Here is a 25,176-nt window from a genome sequence, read left to right on the forward strand (position 1 = left end):
CGATCCCAAGCGTTTCCGAACGGTGGAGGCAAACCCGATGAACCGCGGCATTCCCCTGACCCCGGCACAGCAGGGGATCTGGCTCGCGCAGCAGCTCGACCCGGCCGATCCGGTCTACACGATCGGCTGGGTCGTGGAGCTTCGCGGCGCCGTCGACCTCGCCCGGCTGGGTGACGCCGTCCGGCGGGCGGTCGCGGAGGCGGAATGCCTGCACGTGACGGTCGGGCTGGACGGTGACACGCCGGTCCAGCGTCCGGCCGCTCCCGGTGAGGTCGCCGTGCTCGACTTCAGTGGTGAGGCGGATCCGGAGCGCGCCGCCGACGAGTGGGCGCGGGCCGAACTCGCCGTCGTGGCCGACCCCGCCAGGGGGCCGCTCACCGCGCACACGCTGCTGATCCTGGCCGGGGACCGGGTCCGCTGGTTCCAGCGTTACCACCATCTCGTGATGGACGCGCACGGGCAGGCCGTCCTGACCCGCCGCGCGGCGGCGCTCTATTCGGGTACCGCCGAGGAGGTCTCTTGGCCGCTGGCGGGGTTGGCCGAGTCCGGCTACGACGGGACGGCCGACCGGGAGTACTGGCTGGGTGAACTCGCGGGCAGGCCGAACCCGGTGCGGCTGCTCGGCCGCGCGTCGGCGGGCCGGGTCCGGCTCCGGCGGCATTCGTGGGAACTGCCCGCGGCCGAGGCAGGCCGCCTGCGGAAGTTCGCGCTGGACGCGGGGACGAGGTTGTCCCGGGTCGCCATCGCCGCCGTGGCGGCGTACGCCCACCGCGTGACAGGCGCCGAAGACCTCGTCCTAGGCATCCCCGTTACCGCGCGCACCACCCGCGCCCTGCGTGAACAGCCGGGCATGGTCTCCAACGTCCTGCCGCTGCGGCTGACCGTGCGGCCGGAGACGACGCCGTCGCGACTCGTCGCCCAGGTCGCGGAGAAGGTGTCCGCGCTGCTGGAACACAGCCGGTACCGCGGGGAGGACCTGGCCCGCGAACTCGGCGCGAGCGGCGGGGTGCACGAACTCGTCGGGCTGAGCGTGAACTACATGGCCGTGGACGGCGAACTCGCGTTCGGTGACGCGAGCGCGACGGTGCACAACCTCGAACTCGGGCCGATCAGCGACGTCGCCATCGCCGTGTACGACGCCGGCGAGGGCCGGGGTCTCCGCTTCGACTTCGACGCCGACGAGGCCGTCTCGTCCGACGACGAACTCGCCGACCATCGCCGCCGGTTCGCCGCCGTACTGGACGCCCTGCTGAATGGCCCGGACCTGCCGCTGGCCGCCATCGACCTGCTCTCGGCGGAGGAGCGGTCCCGGGTCTTGGAGCTCGGGACCGCGGTCGCGGAGTCGCCCGAGGTGTCCTGGCCCGAGGCGTTCGCCCGGGTGGTGGCGCGGAAGCCGGACGCCGAGGCCGTCGTCTGCGAGGACGTCCGGATGACCTACGCCGAGGTCGACGCCGCCGCCAACCGGCTCGCGCGGCTGCTGCGCCGGTGCGGGGTCGGTCACGAGGACGTCGTCGGCGTGGCCATGCCGCGTTCGGCCGATCTCGTGGTCGCCCTGCTCGGCGTGATGAAGGCCGGGGCCGCGTATCTCCCGCTCGACCTGGACCACCCCGAGGACCGCCTCGCGTACATGCTCGCGCACGCGGGCGCGGGGATCGTGGTGTCCACTGTGGAGGAATCGGCCCAGCTCCCGTCCGGGGTGGACGTCGAGCGGATCCTGCTCGACGACCCGGCGATCACCGCCGAGCTTGCGGCGCTCGATTCGTCCACTGTGGACGTGAGTGGGATCGCGCTGGGCCAGGCCGCGTACGTCATCTACACCTCTGGCTCGACGGGGAAGCCGAAGGGCGTGGTCCTGTCCCACGACGGGATCGGCAGCCTGATCAGCACGGCGACAGAGCGGATCGGCATCGGCGAAAACAGCCGGGTCGTGCAGTTCGCCTCCACCGGGTTCGACGTGACGGTCTGGGATCTGGTCATGTCGCTGTGCGTCGGCGGGACGCTGATCGTCGTGCCGTCGCACCGCCGCGTCGCGGGTGTGGAGCTGACCGGGTACATCGCCGCCAACGCGGCGACGCATATGATCCTGCCGCCGTCGCTGGTCGCGGCCCTCCCGGCGGACTGCGAGCTGCCGAAGGGCGCGGTGCTGATCGTCGGCACCGAGACCGTCCCGCCGGAACTGATCGCGCGCTGGGCCGAAGACCTGAAGGTCGTCGCCGCGTACGGGCTGACCGAGGCGACGGTGAACTCGACGCTGTGGGCGGCCGAGCCCGGCTGGAGCGGGCCGATCCCGATCGGTGTCCCGGATCCGAACACCCGCTGCTATGTCCTCGACACCGCCCTGCGACCGGTTCCGGTCGGTGTCGAAGGGGAGCTGTACGTCGGCGGACGCGGTCTCGCCCGGGGCTACGCGGGACGTCCGGGGCTGTCGGCGGAGCGTTTCGTCGCCGACCCGTTCGCCGGTGGCGGCGAGAGGATGTACCGCACCGGCGACCGCGTCCGCTGGCGCGCGGACGGGAACCTCGACTTCCTCGGCCGCACCGATCACCAGGTCAAGATCCGCGGATTCCGGATCGAACCCGGTGAAGTCGAATCGGCACTCGCCGCGTACGCCGGGGTCGAGCGGATCGCCGTCGTGCCCCGCGAGGTCAAACCGGGGGACCGGCGCCTGGTGGCGTACGTCGTGCCGCAGGCGGACGGATCGCCGTCACTGCTGAAAGACCTGCGCGCCCACTCGGAATCGGCGTTGCCGCACTACATGGTGCCGTCGGCCTTCGTGGAACTCGACCGGCTGCCGATCATGCCGAACGGCAAACTCGACCGGACCGCGTTGCCGCTGCCGGACTTCGGCGCCGCCGCGACCGGCCGCGCGCCGGCCACCGAACGGGAACGGATCCTCTGCGACGTCGCCGCACGAGTCCTCGGCCTGGCCACGATCGGCGCGGACGATGACTTCTTCTCGCTCGGCGGCGACAGCATCCTGTCCATCCGGCTGGTGCTGGGCGCGGCGGAACACGGTCTCGCGATCACCCCACGCCAGGTTTTCCAGCACAGGACTCCCGAAGCGCTGGCCGCCTGCGCTGAAGCGGTGCGCGCCGAGTCCACTGTGGACGACCGACCGCTACTGGAGCTGACCGACGCCGAACGTGCGTCGCTCGCCGAGTACGCCGATATCCTGCCTGTGACACCGTTGCAGGAAGGGTTCTTCTTCCACGCGGAATTCGAAGGCGGTGCGGCCGCCGACATCTACACGGTCCAGGAGGTGCTGGACCTCGAAGGCGATGTCGACGCCGACGTGTTGCGCCGGTCGACGCAGGCGCTGCTGGACCGGTATTCGTCGCTGCGGTCCGGTTTCCGCCAGCTCGACGGCGGCCGGGTCGTCCAGACGGTGGCACGGCACGCCGAACTGCCTTGGCGCGAGGTGGCCGCCGAAGACGCCGAGGCGGCCTTCGAGGCCGATCGTGCGCGCCGGTTCGACTTCGCCCGGCCTCCGCTGCTGCGGGCGACCTTCACCCGGCTCGGCGTGGATCGCGCGAAGCTGGCGCTCACGTTCCATCACATCATCGCCGACGGCTGGTCGGTCGTGGTGCTGCTGCGCGAACTGCTCGCGGCGTACGGGGGAGCACCCGTACTGCCGGAAGCGGGCACCCGCGCCGATCACCTGCGGCGGCTCGCGTCACGTGATCACGAGGTCTCACGCGAGGCTTGGCGGACGGCGTTGTCCGAAGTGGACGAACCCACCCGGCTGATCGACGAACGAGCCGGGGTGGCGAGACGGCCGTCGCGGCTGCACCTGAGCCTCGGCGAGCGGGCGACGGCGGCGTTGTCCGCGATGGCCCGCGAGCACGGGCTCACCCTCGGTACTGTCCTGCACGGTGCCTGGGGACTCCTGCTCGGCGGCCTCACCGGACGGGACGACGTCCTGTTCGGGAGCACGGTCTCGGGCCGTGACACCGGCGCCACCGGTCTCGAATCGGCGGTCGGCCTCTACATCAACACGGTGCCGGTGCGGCTGCGCTGGTCGGGGGCCGAGACCGTCGCCGCCGTGCTGCGACGGCTGCAGGACGAGCAGGCGGCCCTGCTGGACCACCAGCATCTCGGCCTCGGCGAACTGCAGCGCCTCGCGGGCGCGGGGCAGGAAGAACTGTTCGACACCCTTGTCGTCGTCGAGAACTTCCCGCGCGACGACGAGCGCGCCTCCGGAACCCTCCGCCTCGCCGGCGTCGAAGTCACCGACGCCGTGCACTTCCCGGTCGCGGTGATCGCGACACCGGGGGACGATCTGGCGTTCAGCCTCAAGTTCGACGCGGCGAGGATCGACGCGGTCGCGGCCGGGCAGCTCGCGGAACGGTTCGCGCGGCTGCTGGAGACGCTGAGCGCGAACCCCGGTCTGCCGGTCGCCGCGCTCGACCTCCTGTCGCCCGCCGAACGCGGCCGCCTCGCCGAACTCAACGCGACCTCGCACCCCGTGCCGGAGCGTACGCTGGCCGAGGCCTTCGCCGAGCAGGTCGCCAAGACCCCGTCCGCGACGGCGGTGATGTTCAAGGACACCGAACTGTCCTATGCGGACCTCGACGCCCGCGCGGAGCAGGTGGCACGGAGGCTGCGTTCGCTGGGAGCCGGTCCCGAAGAGATCGTGGCCGTCGCCGTGCCGAGGTCGGCCGAGCTGATGGTCGCATTGCTGGGTGTCCTCAAGGCCGGGGCCGCCTACCTGCCGATCGACCTCGACTATCCGGCCGACCGGCTCGAATACATGCTGGCCGATTCCGGTGCGCGTCTCGTGGTCTCCGAACCGGGGACGGCCGCGCGGATCCCGGATGTCGCCGGGCTGACTCGGGTCCCCGTGACCGGCGAGCCCGTCGACGATGTCGAGGGTGCGGCAGCCGGACCGGACAACACCGCGTACGTCATCTACACGTCGGGTTCGACCGGGCGGCCGAAGGGCGTGGCCGTCACGCATCGCGCGATCGTCAACCGGCTCGCGTGGATGCAGCACGAGTACCGGCTCACGGCCTCGGACCGCGTGCTGCAGAAGACGCCGTCGAGTTTCGACGTGTCCGTGTGGGAGTTCTTCTGGGCGCTGTGCGAAGGCGCCACGGTGGTGCTGGCCGAACCGGACGGCCACCGCGATCCCGCCTATCTAGCGCGAGTGATCCGGGACCGGCGGATCACCACCCTGCACTTCGTCCCGTCGATGCTCGCGGCCTTCCTCGGCAGCGACGAGGCCACCGGCGATCTCGGATCGCTGCGTCAGGTGTTCTCCAGCGGTGAGGCACTGCCCGGCGAGACCGCCGCACGGTGGCGCTCGCTCACCGGTGTCCCGCTGCACAACCTCTACGGCCCCACCGAGGCGGCCGTGGACGTGACCTTCTTCGCCAGCACCGGTGCCGACGGCGCCACCGTCCCCATCGGACGTCCGGTGTGGAACACGCGGCTGCACGTCCTCGACGGCTGCCTTCGCCCGGTGCCCGACGGCGTGGCGGGCGAGCTGTACCTCGCCGGTGTCCAGCTGGCCCGCGGCTATCACGGACGGCCGGGGCTGACCGCCGAACGTTTCGTCGCCGACCCGTTCGGCGAACCGGGGCAGCGGTTGTACCGGACCGGCGACCTGGTGCGCCGCCGCGCCGACGGCGAGATCGAGTACCTCGGCCGCACCGATCGGCAGATGAAGATCCGCGGCAACCGGATCGAGCTCGGCGAGATCGAAGCGGTTCTCGTCGCACAGCCGGAGGTCACGGCCGCGACGGTCGTGGCGAAGGACGGCGCGCTCGTCGGCTACGTCGCCGGGAGCGCGGATCCGGAGAATCTGCGAACCGCCCTCAGTGAGGCACTGCCCGCACCGATGGTCCCGCAGGCGTTCGTCGTCCTCGACGAATTCCCCTTGACCCCCAGCGGAAAGCTCGACGTCCGGGCCCTGCCCGCGCCCGAGGCCGGCCGGGCCGAAGCCGCACCCGGGAACGAGCAGGAGCGCGCGCTCGCGCGGATCTTCGCCGACGTCCTCGGCCTGGAGACCGTCGGCGTCGACGGGGACTTCTTCCTGCTGGGCGGCGACAGCATCTCGTCGATCGCCGTGTCGAGCCGTGCCCGGCGGGCCGGATTCGAGCTGAGCCCCAAGGACGTGTTCGAATTCCGGACCCCGGCGGCGCTCGCCGCGTCCGCCGCGCCGGCGGAGCCGATGGCCGACGCTGACGGCATCGGTGCCGTCCCCCTGCTGCCGGAAATGCTCCGGCTGCGTGAGCTGGGCGACGCGGTCCAGCCGGAGTCCGTACTGCTGACCGTGCCCTCCGGCGCCGACCTCGAGACGCTCGCCGAGGCCCTGCAGCTCGTGCTCGACCACCACGACGGCCTGCGGCTCACGCTGTCGCGGGTCGCCTCGGTGCTCTGGTCGCTCGAAGTCCGTCCACAAGGGACCGTCCAGGCCGCGGACCTGCTCCGTCACGCATCCGGAGCCCTCGAAGACGAGTACCGGGACGCCGAGGGCAGGCTGACCGACAACCTCCTGCAGGCCGTCTGGTTCGACGAACCGGGCAGGCTGCTGCTGATCGCGCATCCGGTCCTGCTGGACGCGCGGAGCCTGACGACGCTGTCCGCCGATCTCGCGATCGCCTGGCAGGCCGTGACCGACGGCCGCCCGCCGGCGTTCACGCGAGCGCGGACGTCGCTGCGGGCCATCGCCCGCCGGATCACCGGCGCGGCACAGGATCCCGCGCTGCTCGGCGAGGTCGAGCACTGGGTCGGGACGCTGGCACCCGTTTCCTTCGAGGTCCGCGGCGATGTCAGCGAACGCCGGATCACGCTGTCCGTCGAGGACACCCGGACGCTCGTCGGCGCGCTGCCGTCCGCCGTGCACGGCGACGTGACCGACGTCCTCCTGACCGCGTTGAAGATCGCCGTCGACGGTGACCTGCTCGTCGATCTGCACGGCCGGGTCGACCCGTCGGCCACGATCGGCGCGCTGACCTCGGTCCGCCCGGTGCGGATCACCGCGTCCGGCGAGCCGCTCGCGATGCTCAAGGCCATCAAGGAAACCGTCCGGAAGACCCCCGAGGGCTACGGCCCGCTGCGGTACCTCGACGCCCAGACCGGACCGCTGCTCGCCGGGCTAGCGAAGCCGCGGATCGCCCTGCGATACGACGGCCTCGTCCCGGCCGGACCGGGGGAGTGGCAGGTCGCCGGATACGCGGCCACGCCGCCGTCCGGCGACCAGGTCGTGCGTATCGGCGTCGCCTGCGAGGAGACCGAGGAAGGCCCGAGGCTGACCGCGACGTTCGTGGGTCCGGGCGGAGACCTGGCCGAACGCTGGGCCGCCGCCCTGGTCGAACTCGCGGCCGTGGACACCGACGCCCCGGTGGGGCTGACGCCGTCCGACCTCGAACTGGTGTCGCTGACGCAGGAGGAGATCGACCGCGTCGAGCGGTCCAGCCCGGTGCCGGTCGCCGACGTCTGGCCGTTGTCGCCGCTGCAGGAAGGCCTCTTCTTCCACTCCAGCTACAACTCCGATCGGGTGGACATCTACACGATCCAGGAGGCGATCGACTTCGATCACCGCCTGGACGCCGGCAGGCTCCGGGCGGCGGTGTCCGCGCTGCTGCGGCGGATCCCGAGCCTCGGCGCCGGTTTCACCAGCGAAGGGCTGCGCGGTCCGGTCCAGTTCGTGGCGGCCGAGGTCGCGCCGCCGGTGTCCGAAGTGGACCTTTCGGCGCTGCCCGAAGACGAGCAACAGGCGGAGCTCGACGAGCTGATGGCCAAGGATCGCGCGACGCGGTTCGACCTCGGTGCCCCGCCGCTGTTCCGCCTGAAACTGGTGCGGCTCGGGAACGGCCGCGACCGGGTGGTGCTGAACCGGCACCTGCTGCTCTGGGACGGCTGGTCGGCCTGGCTGTTCATCGAGCAACTGTTCGCACTGTACGACCTGGGCGGCGACGACCGGACACTTCCCGCGGCCGGGTCCTATGTGGACTTCCTGCGCTGGCTGGACCGGCAGGACATCGAGGCCGCGACGAACGCGTGGCGCGAGGCGCTGTCCGGCCTCGCGGAGCCGACCGTCGTCGGGCCCGAAGGCCGCGACCTGGCTCCGGCGACCCCGGTCAACCTCGACACCGTGCTGCCCTCCGGGCTCAGCCGGGCCTTGCGCGAGCAGGCCCGCAGGCACGGCCTCACGGTGAACTCCGTGCTCAACGCCGCCTGGGGCCTGGTCCTGTCGACCATGACCGGGCGCCACGACGTCGTGTTCGGTGCCGCGGTCGCGGGCAGGCCCGCCGCCGTGCCCGAGATCGAGAACACCATCGGCCTGTTCCTCAACACCGTGCCCACCCGGGTACGGCTCGACGCGGCCGAATCCGTGCTGGACCTGGTGCGGCGCCTGCAGTCCGAGCGGATGGACCTGACGCCGTACGAGTTCATGAGCCTCGGGGTGCTGCAACGCGAGGCCGGGCACCGTGTCCTCTTCGACACGCTGTTCGTGCTGCGCAACGCCGATGGCGACGAACGGCGCGACGGCCTCCGTCACCGGCACGGCATCACCGACCTGCTGAACATCGACGCCACGCATTACCCGCTGACGCTCGTGGTCACGCCGGGCGAGGAAACGCGGGTCACGCTGTCTTACCGGGACGACGTCATCGACTCCGCCGAAGCGGCGTCGGTGCTCGACCGGTTCACGTCGCTGGTGGCGCAGATCGTCGACGACCCGGCGAAACCGGTCGCCGCGCTGGCCACGGTGTCCGCCGAGGACCGGGCCGCGCTGGAAGCGGGCTGGGCCGAAGCCGAGCACCCCGTCATCGAGGACACGATCGCGGATCTGCTCGCCGTGCAGGCGGAGCGCACTCCCGGCGAGACGGCGCTGGTGTTCGGCGAAGAACAGCTGACCTACGCCGAACTCGACGCGCGCATCAACCGGATGGCCCGGCTGCTGCTGGCCAGGGGAGCCGCTCCGGAACAGGTGATCGCGCTCGGCCTGCCGCGTTCGATCGACATGGTCGTCGCGCTGTTCGCCGTGCTGCGGACGGGTGCGGCGTACCTGCCGCTGGAACTCGACTACCCGGTCGAGCGGCTCGCGGTGATGCTGGAAGACGCCCGGCCGCTCTGCCTGGTGTCCACAAAGGACGTTTCGGCGACGCTGCCCGGTGACACGCCCCGGGTGCTCGTGGACGACCACGAAGACAGGGCGTTCGGCGACGGCCCGATCTCCGACGCCGAGCGCCCGCTGTTCGCGCGGAGCCGCGCGGACCGCATGGAACACCCGGCGTACGTCATCTACACCTCGGGCTCGACCGGGAAGCCGAAGGGCGTCGTCACGCCGTACCGGGGCCTGACGAACATGCAGCTCAACCACCAGGGCGCGATCTTCGCCCCGGCCATCGCGTCGGCGGGCGGACGGCGGCTGCGGATCGCGCACACCGTGTCGTTCGCCTTCGACATGTCCTGGGAAGAACTGCTGTGGCTCGTGGAGGGGCACGAGGTCCACGTCTGCGACGAGGAACTGCGCCGCGACGCCCGGGCGCTCGTGGCGTACTGCGACGAGCACGAGGTCGACGTCGTCAACGTGACGCCCACGTACGCCCATCTGCTGATCGAGGAAGGGCTGCTGGAGGGGCACCGGCCCGCACTCGTCCTGCTCGGCGGCGAGGCGGTGTCGGAGTCGGTGTGGAACCGGCTGCGCGACACCGACGGCACCTACGGCTACAACCTTTACGGCCCCACCGAATACACGATCAACACGCTCGGCGGCGGCACGACCGACAGCGACACCCCCACCGTGGGCAAGCCGATCTGGAACACCCGCGCGTACATCGTCGACGCCTGGCTCCGGCCCGTCCGCGACGGTGTCGCGGGCGAGCTCTACATCGCGGGCGAAGGCCTGGCCCGCGGTTACCTCGGCCGTCCCGGGCTGACGGCCGAACGGTTCGTCGCCGATCCCTTCGTGCCCGGTGGCGGGCGCATGTACCGCACCGGTGACCTGGTGCGCCGCCGTCCCGACGGGAACCTCGACTTCCTCGGCCGCACCGACGACCAGGTGAAGATCCGCGGCTACCGGGTGGAACTCGGCGAGATCGAGACCGCGCTCAGCCGCTACCCCGAGGTCGCGCAGGCCGCCGTCATCGCGCGCCCGGATCCGTCGGCGCCCGGTCTGCAGCGGCTGATCGGTTACGTCGTCCCGGCAGAGCTGAGCGGGGACGCGCGCGCCGAAGCGGAAGCCGACCAGGTCGGCGAATGGCAGCAGATCTACTCGGACGAGTACACCGAGATCCCGACGGCGTTGTTCACCGAGGACTTCGCGGGCTGGGACTCCAGCTACGACGGCGACCCGATCCCGCTGGAGCACATGCGGGAATGGCGGCGCGCGACCGTCGACCGGATCGCCGAGCTGAAACCGGAACGGGTGCTGGAGATCGGCGTCGGCACCGGTCTGCTCATGGGGCAGATCGCGCCCCTGGTCCAGGAGTACTGGGGCACCGACCTCGCCGCGCCGGTGATCGCGAAGCTGAACCGCGAGCTGGAACAGGATCCGGCGCTGGCGGCCAAGGTGAACCTGCGGGCCCAGCCGGCGCACGTGTTCGACGGCCTGCCCGCCGGCCGGTTCGACACGATCGTGATCAACTCCGTCATCCAGTACTTCCCGAGCGTCGACTACCTGACCAACGTCATCACGCGGGCGATCGGCCTGCTCGCCCCCGGCGGCGCGCTGTTCGTCGGCGACGTCCGGAACCTGCGGCTCGCCCGCGCCTTCCACACCGCGATCCAGCTCACCCGCGCCGACGCCACCTCCGACGTCGCCCAGGTGCGCCGCGCGATCGAACGCGGTGCCGCGCTGGAGAAGGAACTGCTGATCGACCCGGACTACTTCACCGCGCTCGCGCGGCGGCTCCCGGACGTCGCGGCGCAGGTCCGGATCAAACGCGCCCGGCTGCACAACGAGCTGAGCCGGTACCGCTACGACGCGGTCCTGGTGAAAGAGCCCGCCGAGACCTTCTCGGTCGCGCAAGCACCGCGGTTGTCCTGGGACGAAGTGGGCTCGCTCGCCGCTTTGGAGGACCGCCTCACCGGTGCGGAGACGCTGCGGGTGAGCCGGATCCCGGACGCCCGCCAGACGCCCGAGGTCGAGGCGACGCGGGCGCTGGACGCCGGTGCGCCGCTCATCGACGTCCTGGACCTCTTCCGTGCTCCGGCCGGGGTCGAGCCCGAGGACGTGCACGAACTCGGCGACCGGCTCGGGTTCCGGGTGTACTGCACCTGGTCGGCCGACGGCGCGTTCGAGGCCGTGTTCGTCCACAAGGGACAGACGGATGCGCTGGTCACCGGGGTGCATCAGCCGGTCTCGGTGGGTACGAGCCTGGCCAAGTACGCGACGAGCCCGACGGCGGCACGTGGTGGCGGCGAACTCGTGCAGCGCCTGCGGGACCGGCTCAAGACGGAACTGCCGGACTACATGGTCCCGGCCGCGTTCGTCACGCTGGGCGCCCTGCCCTTGACCGACAACGGCAAGCTCAACACCCGCGCGCTCCCGGACGCCGAGCAGACGGTGCGGCTCGCCGAAAGCCGTCCGGCCGAGACCGCCGAGGAAGAGACGCTGTGCGCGCTCTTCGGCGAGGTCCTCGGCGTGGAGGGGGTCGGCGTCGAGGACAACTTCTTCGACCTCGGTGGCCATTCCCTGCTCGCCACCCGGCTCATCAGCCGGGCCCGTACCGAACTCGGCGCCGAACTGGCCATCCGTGACCTGTTCGAGGCGCCGACGGTCGCGGAGCTGGCCGCTCGCGCGGGCGGCGGCGAACCGGCGCGGGCCGCGGTGGTCCGCGCCGAGCGCCCCGACCGGATCCCGCTTTCGGCCGCCCAGCGCAGTCTTTGGCTCGTGGACCGGATGGAAGCCAACGCGGTCGCCTACAACTTCCCGCTGACCTTCCGTCTGCGCGGAGCCCTGGATCTCGACGCGCTGCGGGCCGCGCTCGGCGACGTGCTCGGCAGGCACGAAGTCCTGCGCTCTGTCTTCGACGAGCACGACGGCGAGCCCTACCAGCGTGTTCTCGACGCGCCGGAGATCCCGTTCGCTGTCGAGGACTGCGACGAGGCCGAGCTGGATGCCCGGATCGCCGAGCTCTCGCGGACACCCTTCGACCTGGCGCGGGAGATCCCCGTCCGGCTGCGGGTGCTGCGGCTCGGTGAAGGCGACCAGGTGATCTCGCTGGTTCTGCACCACAGCGCGACCGACGAATGGTCCGACCGGCCGTTCCTGGGCGACCTCACGTCGGCCTATCAGGCGCGGCTCGCCGGTGACAGTCCCGTGTGGACGGAGCTCCCGGTGCAGTACGCCGACTTCGCTCTGTGGCAGAAGGACTTCCTCGCTCAGCACGGTGCCGCGCAGGTCGCCTACTGGGCCGAATCGCTGCGCGGGGCACCGGACGAGCTGACCCTGCCGCTGGATCGGCCGCGTCCGCTCCAGCCGACGGGCAAGGGCGGCAAGGTGAAATCCCCGCTCTCCGAGGAACTGTCGGCCGCGGTGCGTGACCTGGCGGCGAAGGCGGGAGCGAGCCCGTTCATGGTGCTCCAGGCGGCGGTGGCCGCGCTGTTGCACCGGACCGGCGCCGGGGAGGACATCCCGCTGGGCGCGCCGATCGCCGGGCGGACCGACGCGGCGCTCGACGACCTCGTCGGGTTCTTCGTGAACACGCTGGTGCTGCGCACCGACCTCTCGGGTGAGCCGACGTTCGCCGCCCTGCTCGAAAGGGTGCGCGAGGCCGACTTGGCCGCGTTCTCGCACGGCGACCTGCCGTTCGAAAGTGTCGTCGAGCGGCTGAACCCGCCCCGGGTGCCGGGGCGGAACCCGCTGTTCCAGGTGATGGTCGGCTACCACCGGCAGAGCGACGCGCACGACGTGCTCGGACTGCCCGCCGAGTGGTTCGAGATGGACACCGGCATGGCGAAGTTCGATCTGCACTTCACGATGGTCGACGACGGCACCACCGCCACATTGATGCTGGAGTACGCCGAAGACCTCGCCGGCGAGGCGACGGCCGCGCGTTTGCTGGACCGGCTCACGTCCGTGCTGGAGCAGGTCACCGCCGAGCCCGAACGGCCGGTCGCCACGCTCGACGTCCTCGTCGGTGACGAACTGGCGCGGGTCAACGAGTGGAACCGCACGGCCCGGGAAGTCCCGGCCGCGACCCTGCCGGAGTTGTTCGAGGCGCAGGTGGCGCGGACGCCGGACGCCCCCGCTGTCGTGTTCGAGGGCATCGAGCTGTCGTATGCGGAATTCGACACGCGGGCGAATCGGCTCGCGTGGTGGCTGGCCGAGCAGGGTGTGGGTGCGGAGTCGGTGGTGGCGGTGTCGCTGCCGCGGTCGATCGACCTGGTCGTCGCGCTGTACGCCGTGCACAAGGCCGGTGGTGCTTACCTGCCGGTCGACCGCGACTACCCGGCCGATCGCATCGCGTTCATGCTCGAAGACGCCGCCCCCGCGGTCGTGCTCGAAGAACTGCCCGTTCTCGACGGGTACTCCTCCGAGAGCCTGGGGCGGATCGTCGACCCGTCGTCTCCGGCGTATGTGATCTACACGTCGGGCTCGACGGGGCGTCCGAAGGGTGTCGTGGTGCCGCATGCGGGCATCGTGAACCGCCTGTTGTGGATGCAGGACGAGTACGGTCTGACGGCTGATGATCGGGTGTTGCAGAAGACGCCGTCGAGTTTCGATGTGTCGGTGTGGGAGTTCTTCTGGCCGTTGATCACCGGAGCGACGCTGGTGGTCGCCAAACCGGAGGGGCACAAGGACCCGGCGTATCTCGCGGAGCTGATCCGCACCGCCGGGATCACCACCGTCCACTTCGTACCGTCGATGCTCGCGCTCTTCCTCGAGACCGCCGAATGCGCCGGGCTGCGGCGCGTGATCTGCAGTGGCGAGGCGCTGCCGTCGGAACTGGCGGCCCGCGTGGACGTCCCGCTGTACAACCTCTACGGCCCGACCGAAGCGTCCGTCGACGTGACCGCTTGGCGGGCCGGTGCCGAGACGACGCCGTCCGTCCCGATCGGGCGTCCGGTGTGGAACACGCGGACGTACGTGCTGGACGCGCGGCTGAACCCGGTCCCGCCGGGTGTCCCCGGCGAGCTGTACCTCGCCGGCGTGCAGCTCGCTCGCGGGTATCTGGCCCGGCCCGGGCTGACCGCCGAACGGTTCGTCGCCGACCCGTTCGGCGGCCCGGGGGAGCGCATGTACCGCACCGGGGACCTCGTGCGCTGGTCGGACGACGGCGTGCTGGAGTTCCTGGGCCGCGTGGACGATCAGGTGAAGATCCGCGGCTTCCGGGTCGAGCTCGGTGAGGTCGAGGCGGCGCTGACCGCGTCCGGGTCCGTCACGCGCGCGGTGGTCGTCGCGCGTGAAGACCGGCTGGTGGCGTACGTCGTCGGCTCGGTCGACGGACTGCGGGAGGCGGTGGCCGCGAAGCTGCCGGACCACATGGTGCCCTCGGCGTTCGTCGTGCTCGACGAGATCCCGCTGACCCCGAACGGCAAACTCGACCGCAAAGCCCTGCCCGCACCCGAGTTCGCGACCATCGAGGGACGCGAGCCGAGGAACGCGCGGGAAGAGGCCCTGTGCGCGTTGTTCGCCGACGTGCTCGGCGTCGAACGGGTCGGGATCGACGACGGTTTCTTCGCCCTCGGTGGCCATTCGCTCCTGGTGATGCGCCTGGTCAGCCGGATCTCGGCGAGTCTGGGCGCCACGGTGTCGGTCCGTGACGTCTTCGACGCGCCGACGGTCGCGGCACTGGCCGAACGCCTCGCGGAACCGTCGGCCCAGCCGGCACTGAGCGCGGGGAACCGGCCGGAGCTGCTGTCGCTTTCGCCCGCCCAGCAACGGTTGTGGTTCCTGTACCGGCTCGAAGGGGTCACGCCCACCTACAACATCCCGCTCGCGTGGCGGCTGCACGGCGAGCTGGACGCGGAGGCGCTGAGCGCGGCGATCGGCGACCTCGTCGAGCGGCACGAGCCGCTCCGCACGGTGTTCGTCGAGGAAGGCGGCGTCGCGGCACAGCGCATCCTGACCGACGCTCGCCCGGAGGTCCGTTTCGAGGAAGCGGGCGACCTTTCGGCGCAGTTGGCCGCGGAGGCCGGTCGCGGATTCGCCCTCGACGAGGAACTCCCGATCCGGGCCACGGTTTTCGCCGTGTCGCCGCGGGAACATGTCCTGCTGCTGGTGATCCACCACGTGGCGACGGACGAGTGGTCGCAGGGACCGCTCATGGCCGACCTCGCCACCGCCTACGAGGCGCGCCTTGCTGGAACCGCTCCACAGTGGACAAAGCTGGCGGTCCAGTACGCGGATTACGCCCTGTGGCAACGCGAACTGCTCGATTCGACGGCCGCCGGGCACCTCCGGTTCTGGCAGGAAGCGCTGGCGGACCTGCCGGACGAACTGCCGCTGCCCGCGGACCGGCGGCGTCCGGCCGAATCGAGCCATCGCGGCGGTCTCGTCACCTTCCCGATCGACGCCGCGCTCACCGCACGGCTGCGTGCGGTGGCCCAGCGGCACGACGTCAGCATGTTCATGCTGGCCCAGGCCGCGGTCGCGGCACTGCTGCACCGGCTCGGCGCGGGGGATGACATCCCGCTCGGCGCACCGAGTTCCGGCCGCCTGGACGAGCGGCTGGAGCCGCTGATCGGCTTCTTCGTGAACTCGCTCGTGCTGCGCACCGACCTGTCCGGCGAGCCGGCGTTCGGCGAACTGCTCTCCCGGGTACGCGCGACCGACCTCGCCGCCTTCGAACACCAGGAGCTGCCGTTCGAGCGGCTGGTCGACGCGGTCAACCCGGAACGTTCGCTGGCCAGGCACCCGCTGTTCCAGGTGATGGTGGTGTACCTGCCCGAGGCCGAGGACCGACTGACACTGCCCGGACTTCGTGCGGAGCAAGAGGACTTCGCGCAGGGCGTCGCGAAGTTCGACCTCGAGTTCGGCTTCCTGGAGCACGGCGACGGGATCTCCGGCGCGATCGAGTACAGCGCCGACCTGTTCGACCACGCCACCGCCGAGTCGTTCGCGCGGCGCCTGGTGACCGTTCTGGAGCAGGTGGCCGCCGACCCCGCGATCCCGGTCGGTGAGCTGGACGTCTTCGGCGAGGACGAGCGCGCGCTGCTCAGGCACTGGAACGGCACCGCGCACGACGTCCCGGCGAGTACGTTGCCGGAGTTGTTCGAGGCTCAGGTGGCGCGGACGCCGGATGCTCCTGCCGTGGTGTTCGAGGGCGTCGAGCTGTCGTATGCGGAGTTCGACGCGCGGGCGAATCGGCTCGCGTGGTGGCTGGTCGAGCAGGGTGTGGGTGCGGAGTCGGTGGTGGCGGTGTCGCTGCCGCGGTCGATCGACCTGGTCGTCGCGCTGTACGCGGTGCACAAGGCGGGCGCGGCGTACCTGCCGCTCGACACGGACTATCCGGCCGATCGCATCGCGTTCATGCTCGAAGATGCCGCCCCCACGGTCGTTCTGGACGAGCTGCCGGTCCTGGACGGTTATTCGGGAGAGAGCCTGCGGCGTGCCGTGGACCCCGCGTCCCCGGCGTACGTGATCTACACGTCCGGATCAACCGGCCGCCCGAAGGGTGTGGTGGTGCCGCATGAGGGCATCGTGAACCGGTTGCTGTGGATGCAGGACGAGTACGGTCTGACGGCTGATGATCGGGTGTTGCAGAAGACGCCGTCGAGTTTCGATGTGTCGGTGTGGGAGTTCTTCTGGCCGCTGATCACCGGCGCCACACTGGTGGTCGCCAAACCGGACGGGCACCGGGATCCGCGGTATCTCGCGGAGCTGATCCGCGACCGGCGGATCACGACGCTGCACTTCGTCCCGTCGATGCTGGAGGCGTTCCTCGCCGAAGAGCCGGAGTGGCATGGCGTCCGCCGCGTCCTGTGCAGTGGCGAGGCGCTGCCGCCGGAACTGGCCGCTCGCGTGACCGTGCCGCTGCACAACCTCTACGGGCCGACCGAGGCCTCGGTGGACGTGACCTCGTGGGAGATCGTCGATGACACCGTCCCCATCGGACGTCCGGTGTGGAACACCCAGGTCCACGTGCTCGACTCCCGGCTGCGGCCGGTTCCGCCGGGTGTGGCGGGCGAGCTGTACCTGGCGGGCAAGCAGCTCGCGCGCGGCTATCTCGGCCGGGCCGGGCTCACCGCGGAACGGTTCGTGGCGAACCCGTTCGCCGCGGGGGAGCGGATGTACCGCACGGGTGACCTCGCGCGGTGGCGGGCCGACGGCGCGCTCGACTACCTCGGCCGCGCCGACGACCAGGTCAAACTGCGTGGCTTCCGGATCGAGCTGGGCGAGATCGAGTCCGTGCTTTCCGCGCGGGTGGTCCTGCGGGAGGGCAGGCTCGTCGCGTACCTGACCGGGGAGGCCGACGTCGAGCAGGCCCGGCGGCTCGCCGAGGCCACCCTGCCGGAGTACATGGTGCCGTCCGCGTTCGTGGTACTGGACGCGTTCCCGTTGACACCCAACGGGAAGCTCGACCGCAAGGCGCTGCCCGCGCCGGACTTCTCCGGCGAGGTCACCGACGACGCCCCGCGCACACCTCGCGAGGAACTGCTCGCGTCGCTCGTCGCGGGGGTGCTCGGGTTGGAGAAGGTCGGTGTCCACGACGACTTCTTCCGCCTCGGCGGCGACAGCATCGTCGCGATGCAGCTGGTCGGCCGCGTGCGGAATGCCGGGCTGCTGCTGAGCCCGCGTGACGTCTTCCGGCACCGGACCGTCGCGGCCCTGGCCGAGGTCAGCGCGGTGCGGCTCGACGCATCCGCGCCCGAGAGCGGGAAGCCGTTGGTGGAGCTCGACGCGAGCGAGCGCGCGGAGATCCTCGACGTCGCGCCGGACACGGCCGAGGTGTGGCCGCTGACGCCGTTGCAGGCCGGGTTGCTCTTCCACGCGACGATGGACGGCGACGGACCGGACGTCTACACCGTCCAGGTGTCCTTCGATCTCGAAGGGCCGCTCGACCGGGCTCGGTTGCGCGACGCCGCTCAGGCGCTCGTCGACCGGAACGCCGTCCTGCGGACCGGCTACCGCTACCTCGCGTCCGGGCGCCCGGTCGCGCTGGTGGCGCGTTCGGTCACGGTTCCTTGGCGCTTCGCGGATGCGCCGGACGCCGTCGAGGCGGAGATGGCCCACGACAGGCGCCGCTTCGATCCGGCGGCCGCGCCGGTACTGCGTTTCCTGCTGCTCGCCCTGCCGGACGGAGGGCACCGGCTGGTGTTCACCCACCAGCACGTACTGCTCGACGGCTGGTCGGTGCCGCAGTTGTTCGCCGAGCTGTCCCAGCTCTACGCCGGAGCCGACGTGGCACCGGCCCGCCAGTACCGCGACCATCTCGGCTGGCTCGGAGGCCAGGACCGGGACGCGGCGGAGGCCGCCTGGCGGCAGGCGCTCGACGGCCTGACCGAGCCGACACATCTCGTCCCGCACGACCCGCAGCGGATCCCTGCCCTACCGGAGCGGCTGTCACTCGAGTTGCCGGAACAGGCGACCGAGGCGCTCACCGCACTGGCCCGCTCACGCGGCCTGACCCTGAACACGCTGGTCCAGACGGCGTGGAGCATCGTGCTCGGCAGGCTCACCGGCCGGGCGGACGTCGTCTTCGGCGCGACGGTCGCCGGACGCCCGCCCGAACTGGCCGGGGTCGAGCGGATGATCGGCCTGTTCATCAACACCATCCCGGTGCGGATCGTGCTCGACCCGGCCGAGAAGCTGGGCGACCTGCTCGACCGGGTCCAGGACGAGCAGTCCGGATTGCTCGCGCATCAGCACTTCGGGCTCGCCGACATCCAGCGCGGTGCCGGGCTGGGGGAGCTGTTCGACACCCTCATGGTGTTCGAGAGCTACCCGGGCGCGGACGAGGACGAGACGGGCGCCGGGTTGCGCGGGGAGATCGTGCGCCACGACGACTCCACGCACTATCCGCTCACCTGGGCGGTGGAGCCGGGAGCACGGCTGAAGCTCACCGCGGAGTACCGCGCCGACCTGTTCGACGCCGGCCTGCCGGAACGGCTTCTGCCCGCGATGGAGCGGGTGCTCGCGGCGATGGTGTCCGATGTGGACGCTCCCGTCGGCCGGGCCGACATCCTGGGCGAGGCCGACCTGGACCTGATCGTGCGCGAGTGGAACGGGACGGCCCTCGTCGTCGAACCGTCCACCGTGGCCGGTCTGTTCGAAGCTCAGGTCCGGCGTTCGCCCGACGCGACGGCGGTGGTGTCCGGTGTGGTCACCCTGACCTTCACCGAACTCAACGAACGCGCCAACCGGCTGGCCAGGGCGCTGGTCGCCCACGGAGTGGGGCCTGAGGACTTCGTCGCCTTGGCGCTGCCGCGTTCGGCCGACGTGCTGCTGGCGATCCTCGCGGTCCACAAGGCCGGGGCGGCATACCTGCCGCTCGACCCGGACTACCCGGCCGAACGGCTGGCCGCGATGCTCGCCGACGCGCGGCCCAAGGTGCTCCTGACCGAGCCCGAGCTGCTGGAGGCGTTGCCCCGGACCGGGATCGAGACGCTGGCGCTCTGCGCGCTCGTCACCGAAGACCGGCAGGCACACGACCTGACCGACCGGGACCGCGTCCGCCCGCTCGTCCCGGAGCATCCGGCGTACGTGATCTACACGTCGGGCTCGACCGGCACGCCCAAGGGTGTCGTCGTCCCGCATCGCGGCGTGGTGAACCTGTTCCACAGCCACCGCGCCACCTTGCACCGGCCCGCGGTCGAGGCCACCGGCAAACCGCATCTGCGGGTCGGGCACGCGTGGTCGTTCTCCTTCGACGCGTCCTGGCAGCCGCAACTGTGGCTGCTCGACGGGCACGCCGTGCACATCGTGGACGAGGAGACGCGGCGCGACCCCGAACTGCTGGCCGCGATGATCGAACGGGAGGGCTTCGACTTCATCGAGGTCACGCCGTCGTTCTTCGCGCAGATGGCGGACGCGGGCCTGCTCGACGGCGACCGGTGCCCCCTCGCGGTGATCGGTGTCGGCGGCGAGGCGGTGCCCGAGAGCCTGTGGCGGCGTCTGGCCACTTTGGACGGCACCGAGGCCTTCAACCTGTACGGACCTACCGAGTCCACAGTGGACGCATTGGTCGCGCGGATCGCCGACAGCGAGAAGCCGCTGGTGGGCCGTCCGGTCGCGAACACCCACGCCTACGTGCTGGACGCGGCGCTGCGGCCGGTGCCGCCCGGGATCACCGGTGAGCTGTACCTCGCCGGTGCCGGGCTCGCCCGTGGTTATCTCGGGCGGGCGGCGCTGACGGCGGAGCGATTCGTCGCGGATCCGTTCGGCCCCGCGGGTGCCCGGATGTACCGTACCGGTGACCTCGCCCGCTGGACCGCGGACGGGCGTCTGGACTTCGGCGGGCGTGCCGACGACCAGGCGAAGATCCGCGGGTTCCGGGTCGAGCCCGGTGAGATCGAGGCGGTGCTCGAACGGCACGACGGCGTCGCGCAGGCTGTCGTCCTGGTCCGTGAGGATCGCCCTCGCGTCAAGCAACTCGTGGCGTACGTCGTGTCCACTGTGGAGCGGGACGAGCTGCGGCGGTTCGCGGCCGAGACGTTGCCGGACTACATGGTCCCGGCGGCGTTCGTCACGCTCGACGCGCTTCCCACGCTGTCGAACGGGAAGCTGGACCGCAAGGCGTTGCCGGCGCCGGACTACTCGGAGCTGGCCGGTGGCCGCGCGCCCGAGACAGCGCTGGAAAAGACGTTGTGCGCGCTTTTCGCCGAGGTGCTCGATGTGCCGGAGCTGGGTGCCGATGACGACTTCTTCGCCCTCGGCGGGGACAGCATCGTCGCGATGCGGCTGGTCGGCAGGGCGCGCGCGGCCGGACTGAAGATCACGCCGCACGACGTGTTCGCGGGCCGGACGGTCGCGGCGCTGGCGGAGGTCGCGGAACGGATCGAGGACGACGGCGCGATCGCGCTCACGCCGATCATGCACGCGCTCCGGGAGCTCGGCGGTCCGATCGACGGTTACCACCAGGCCGCTCTGGTTCGGACACCCGCCGGGATGACCGGCGAGCAGCTGAAGACCGTGCTCGGCGCGCTCGTGGCGAGGCACGACATGCTGCGCGCGCGGCTCGACCGGTCGGGCGACGGCTGGGTGCTCCGGGGGGCCGAATCGGCCGAGGTGCACGTCGAGCGTGTCGACGCCGAGGACGGCGATCTGTTCGCTCTGATCGAGAAGCACGCGGTGCCGACTCGTTCCCGGCTGAACCCGGACGACGGCGTGATGCTGAGCGCGACCTGGTTCGATGCGGGCTCGTCGGGGCCAGGCCGGTTGCTGCTGATGATCCATCACCTGGCCGTCGACGGTGTCTCGTGGCGGATCCTGCTGCCGGACCTCGCTTCCGCGTGGGAATCGGTCGCCCGCGGTGAAGCGCCGACGTTGCCCACTGTGGAGACCTCGTTCCGGCGATGGTCGCGAGCACTGTCCACACAGGACCGTTCACGTGAGCTGGACCGATGGAAGTCGGTGCTGGGCGGTGGGGATCCGATCCCGCTGGACCGGCCGCTCGACCCGGCCCGGGACGTGCAGGCGACCGTGCGGAAGGTGTCGCTGCGGCTGCCCGCCGAGCGGACGGCCCCGCTGCTGTCCCGGGCGACGATCAACGACGTCCTGCTCACCGGTCTCGCCCTCGCCGTCGCCCGCTGGCGGCGGGACGGGGGACGGGCGGTGCTGGTCGACGTCGAGGGGCACGGCCGCGAAGAGGAACTGGCGGACCTTTCGCAAACCGTCGGGTGGTTCACCAGCGTCGTCCCGATGTGCCTGGACCTGGGCGACGTCGACGTGGAGGACGCGTTCGCGGGCGGTCCCGCCGCCGACGACGCGCTGAAGCGGGTCCAGGCTCACCTCGATGGGGTGCCGGACGGCGGCATCGGGCATGGCGTGCTCCGCTATCTCGACCCTCGTACCGGGCCTGAACTCGCGAAGTTCGCGAAGCCGCAGATCGAGTTCAACTACCTGGGCCGGATCGGCGTCCCCGAAGCGACCGACTGGTCGTACGCGGCGGAGGCCGAGGCGGCCGAACTCGGCGCCGATGACGGCATGCCGGTCTCGCACGCGCTGACGGTCAACGTCGTGGCCGAGGACCGCCCCGGCGGTCCCGAACTGAGCGCACACTGGTCGTGGCCGGAGGCCGTGCTCACCGAAGACGCGGTGCGGGAACTCGCGGAAGGCTGGTTCCTCGCGCTGGACGCGCTCACTCGCCGGGCTGATTCACCGGCCGTACAGAAGGAGAACAAGGAATGACGAACCCGTTCGAGAACCCCGACGGCACGTACCTGGTGCTCGTCAACGACGAAGGGCAGCACAGCCTGTGGCCCGAGTTCGTCGAGGTCCCGGCGGGCTGGACCACGAAGTTCGGCCCGGCCTCGCGTCCGGAGTGCCTCGAATACGTCGAGACCAACTGGACCGACCTTCGGCCCGCTTCGCTCGTCAAGGCCATGGAGTCCTGACCCGCTTCGGTCCGTGAAGGCCTCCTTGAGGGACTCCTGGTCCCTCAAGGAGGCCTTCACGGACTTGCGTTGTTCAGAAGCATGACCGAATCCGGCCATAAAACGTGAGTAGCGTTCGGGTTATGGATCGAAGAGCGTTCATGGTGGCCGCCGGTGGCGCGGCGGCGGGGGCGGCGATGCTGCCGGGACAGGCCGAGGCACAGGAGAAGTGGGGCCCGCGCGGGCCTGTCGTCCGCTTCAACATCCTGAGTGACATCCAGGGCGACCTCACCGACTTCGGCAAGGCGCTCGACGACCTGAACGCGGTCAACCCGCGCAGTGCGGGCCTCGGTATCGCGGGTGATCTCACCCCGCGCGGCTACGACTTCGAGTACGCCCAGCTTCGCTCGACCTTCGACAAGCATCCGCATCCGCGCGAGGTCGCGTGGGCCATCGGCAACCACGAGTTCTACGTCCCGAAATGGCGGGACCCCGACACGCTCGCCCAGGAGACCTGGCCCAACGGGACGACCGAGGACTCGCTGTTCCGCAGCTTCTACCGGTTCGCGGGCCGCAACACCGTCTACAGCGAGACGTCGTTCGGCGGGGTTCCGGTGCTGTGTCTCGGGACCGAGCGGTACGCGAAGTACCACGACCCCAAGCTGTGGGACGAGGTCTGGATGAGCGACGGCCAGTTCACCTGGCTGGAGCAGCGGCTCCGGTACTGGTCGAACCGGCGCAGCCCGGTGATGGTGCTGACCCATCATCCGTTGCCCAACACGGTTTCCGGTACGCACAACAAGCTCTACCGGTCCGATTACCTGCAGCCCGACAGGCTGCTTTCGATCCTCGGCCGTCACCGCGACGTGTTCCTGTTCTCCGGGCACACGCACTGGGATCTCAACCTGTCGGACTGGGTGGTCCGCCGGGTGGTCCCGGGCACCGGCAACCTCGAAGGGTTCACCGTGGTCAACACCGCGGCCGTCCAGACCGGCTGGACGGACGACGGCAAGGGCGGGGAAGTGTCCCTCGGCGGCGCGTTCAACCAGGGACTGCAGGTCGAGGTCTCGCCCGGCTCGGTGGTGATCAAGGCCCGCGACTTCACCACGAAGACCTGGCTGAAGCAGATCACCGTGCCGCTGCACAACTCCCGGGGTTTCGCGTGACCGGAGGGACGACACACGTGTTCGAACGGACGACACGTGTGACTGGACGGACGACGATCGGCGGCGCGAGCGTGTCGTCCATCTGATCACGTGTGCCGTCCGCTCAAACACACGAAAGCGCCGGTTCGGCCCGTCGCCTTGTGAGCGGTAACGACGGTTAGAGCGGACCGGATTCGCTATCTGTATACCGGACCTGGCCTAGGTAGCCGACGATGTAGGAATTGGGACGTTGAGTGTCTCGATTCCTACATCGTCGAGTGCCGGACGCGACGTGACCCGGTCCGGATCTTGATCAACGGAGGATCGGGGACACTCAACGTCTCCGATCCTCCGTTGATCAAGGTTCAGGCCGTGCACATGCCCATATCGCGTGAAGGCCCCTTCCCTCGGCTCAGCCGAGGGAAGGGGCCTTCACGCGCAACGGCCGAAACCTCAGCTGGCCGGCTTGACCTCGGTCTTCGGGTCACCGTCGACCGCGGCGGCCAGCTGCGGGACGATCCGGTCGATCACGTACGGCAGGCTCAGTACGGTCACGAAGGAGACCGCGCTGCCGTAGTTGCCTTCGTTCTCGATGAAGACCTCGCGCTTTTCCTTCGCCACCTTGAGACCGGTGTAGAGCGCGTCCTTGCCGAGGATCTCCTGCGCCTTGGCCGGGGTGTCGATGAGCCACACGAGCGCGTCGCGGTCGAGCAGGTCGGTCCGTTCGGCGCTGAGACTCTTGCCGAACTTGTCACCGATGACGGCGTCGAGGTCGGCGGGCAGCTTGAAGCCGAGCGATTCGAGGATGTGCGAGCGGCCGTCCTGGCTGCCGTAGACGAAGTAGCCCTCGTAGGTCGACGCCATCAGCGCCGACTTGCCCGCGAACTCCGGGTGCTCCTTGCGAGCCTGCGCGAACTTGTCCTCGACGGCCTTGACCAGTTCGTTCGCCTTGGTGGCGCGCCCGACGGCCTGGCCGACCTTCTTGGTCGCCTCGTTCCACGGGATGCCGTAGTCGTTGTACTCCTTGGGCTGCGCGACGACCGGGACGCCGATCTGGCTCAGCTTGTCGTACTGCTCCTTGGTGAGCCCGGAGTACAGCGCGATGATCAGATCCGGCTTCAGCGCGGCGATCTTCTCGTACTGCGGCCCGTCCACGTCCTTGAGCACCTCGGGCAGCGCGGCACCGCCGAGCTTGTCGGTCGCCCACGGGCCGATCGTGCCGGGGAACTTGCCGAGCCACTCGGTGACCCCGACCGGGACCACGCCGAGGGCGAGCAGCGCGTCCTGTTCGGTCAGGCCGACCGTGACGACGCGCTTGGGCTCCTGGGTGATGGTGGTGCTGCCGTACTTGTGCTCGATGGTGGTCGGGAACGCGTTCGCGTCGACCGCGGAGCCGGCGGAGTTCTGCGCGGCCGGGCTGGCCGACTCGCCGCCTCCTCCGCACGCGGTGAGCGAGGCGGCCAGCACCAGGGTGGACGCCAGCAGGCCGGCGGTCTTCAGGCGCCCGCGCACGGCGGAGAGGGTGGGGATTCGGGCCATCATCCGTCCTTCGTGATCGGAGGTCCGGCAGGATGCCGGATTAATCGAGAATCAGGTT

4 protein-coding genes are annotated in these 25,176 nt (G+C 70.6%); 3 read left to right on the forward strand and 1 reads right to left on the reverse strand.

The features are described 5' to 3' along the window. Positions 1–22: 22 nt before the first annotated feature. The 3 genes from AORI_RS59350 (at position 23) to AORI_RS59360 (ending at position 23,600) form a co-directional block, all read left to right on the forward strand. Entirely contained in the window at positions 23–22,249 is a 22,227-nt protein-coding gene (locus AORI_RS59350) for a non-ribosomal peptide synthase/polyketide synthase (RefSeq protein ID WP_228688376.1), read from the forward strand. Further along, a complete protein-coding gene (locus AORI_RS59355; RefSeq protein ID WP_007029404.1) occupies positions 22,246–22,455 on the forward strand; it encodes an MbtH family protein in 210 nt (69 codons plus the stop codon). The genes AORI_RS59350 and AORI_RS59355 overlap by 4 nt, the downstream gene beginning before the upstream one ends. Before the next feature lie 122 nt (positions 22,456–22,577). Then, positions 22,578–23,600: a metallophosphoesterase family protein gene (locus AORI_RS59360; protein WP_228688377.1), complete on the forward strand. Its 1,023-nt coding sequence runs from the start codon at positions 22,578–22,580 to the stop codon at positions 23,598–23,600. 432 nt (positions 23,601–24,032) lie between these two features. Here AORI_RS59360 and AORI_RS59365 read toward each other — a convergent pair whose 3' ends face one another. Further along, positions 24,033–25,118 (reverse strand): iron-siderophore ABC transporter substrate-binding protein, encoded by a 1,086-nt coding sequence (locus AORI_RS59365; protein WP_016334028.1) that lies wholly within the window; start codon positions 25,116–25,118, stop codon positions 24,033–24,035. Between the last annotated feature and the right edge of the window lie 58 nt (positions 25,119–25,176).

Source organism: Amycolatopsis keratiniphila (assembly GCF_000400635.2).
GTDB classification, from domain to species: Bacteria; Actinomycetota; Actinomycetes; order Mycobacteriales; family Pseudonocardiaceae; genus Amycolatopsis; species Amycolatopsis keratiniphila.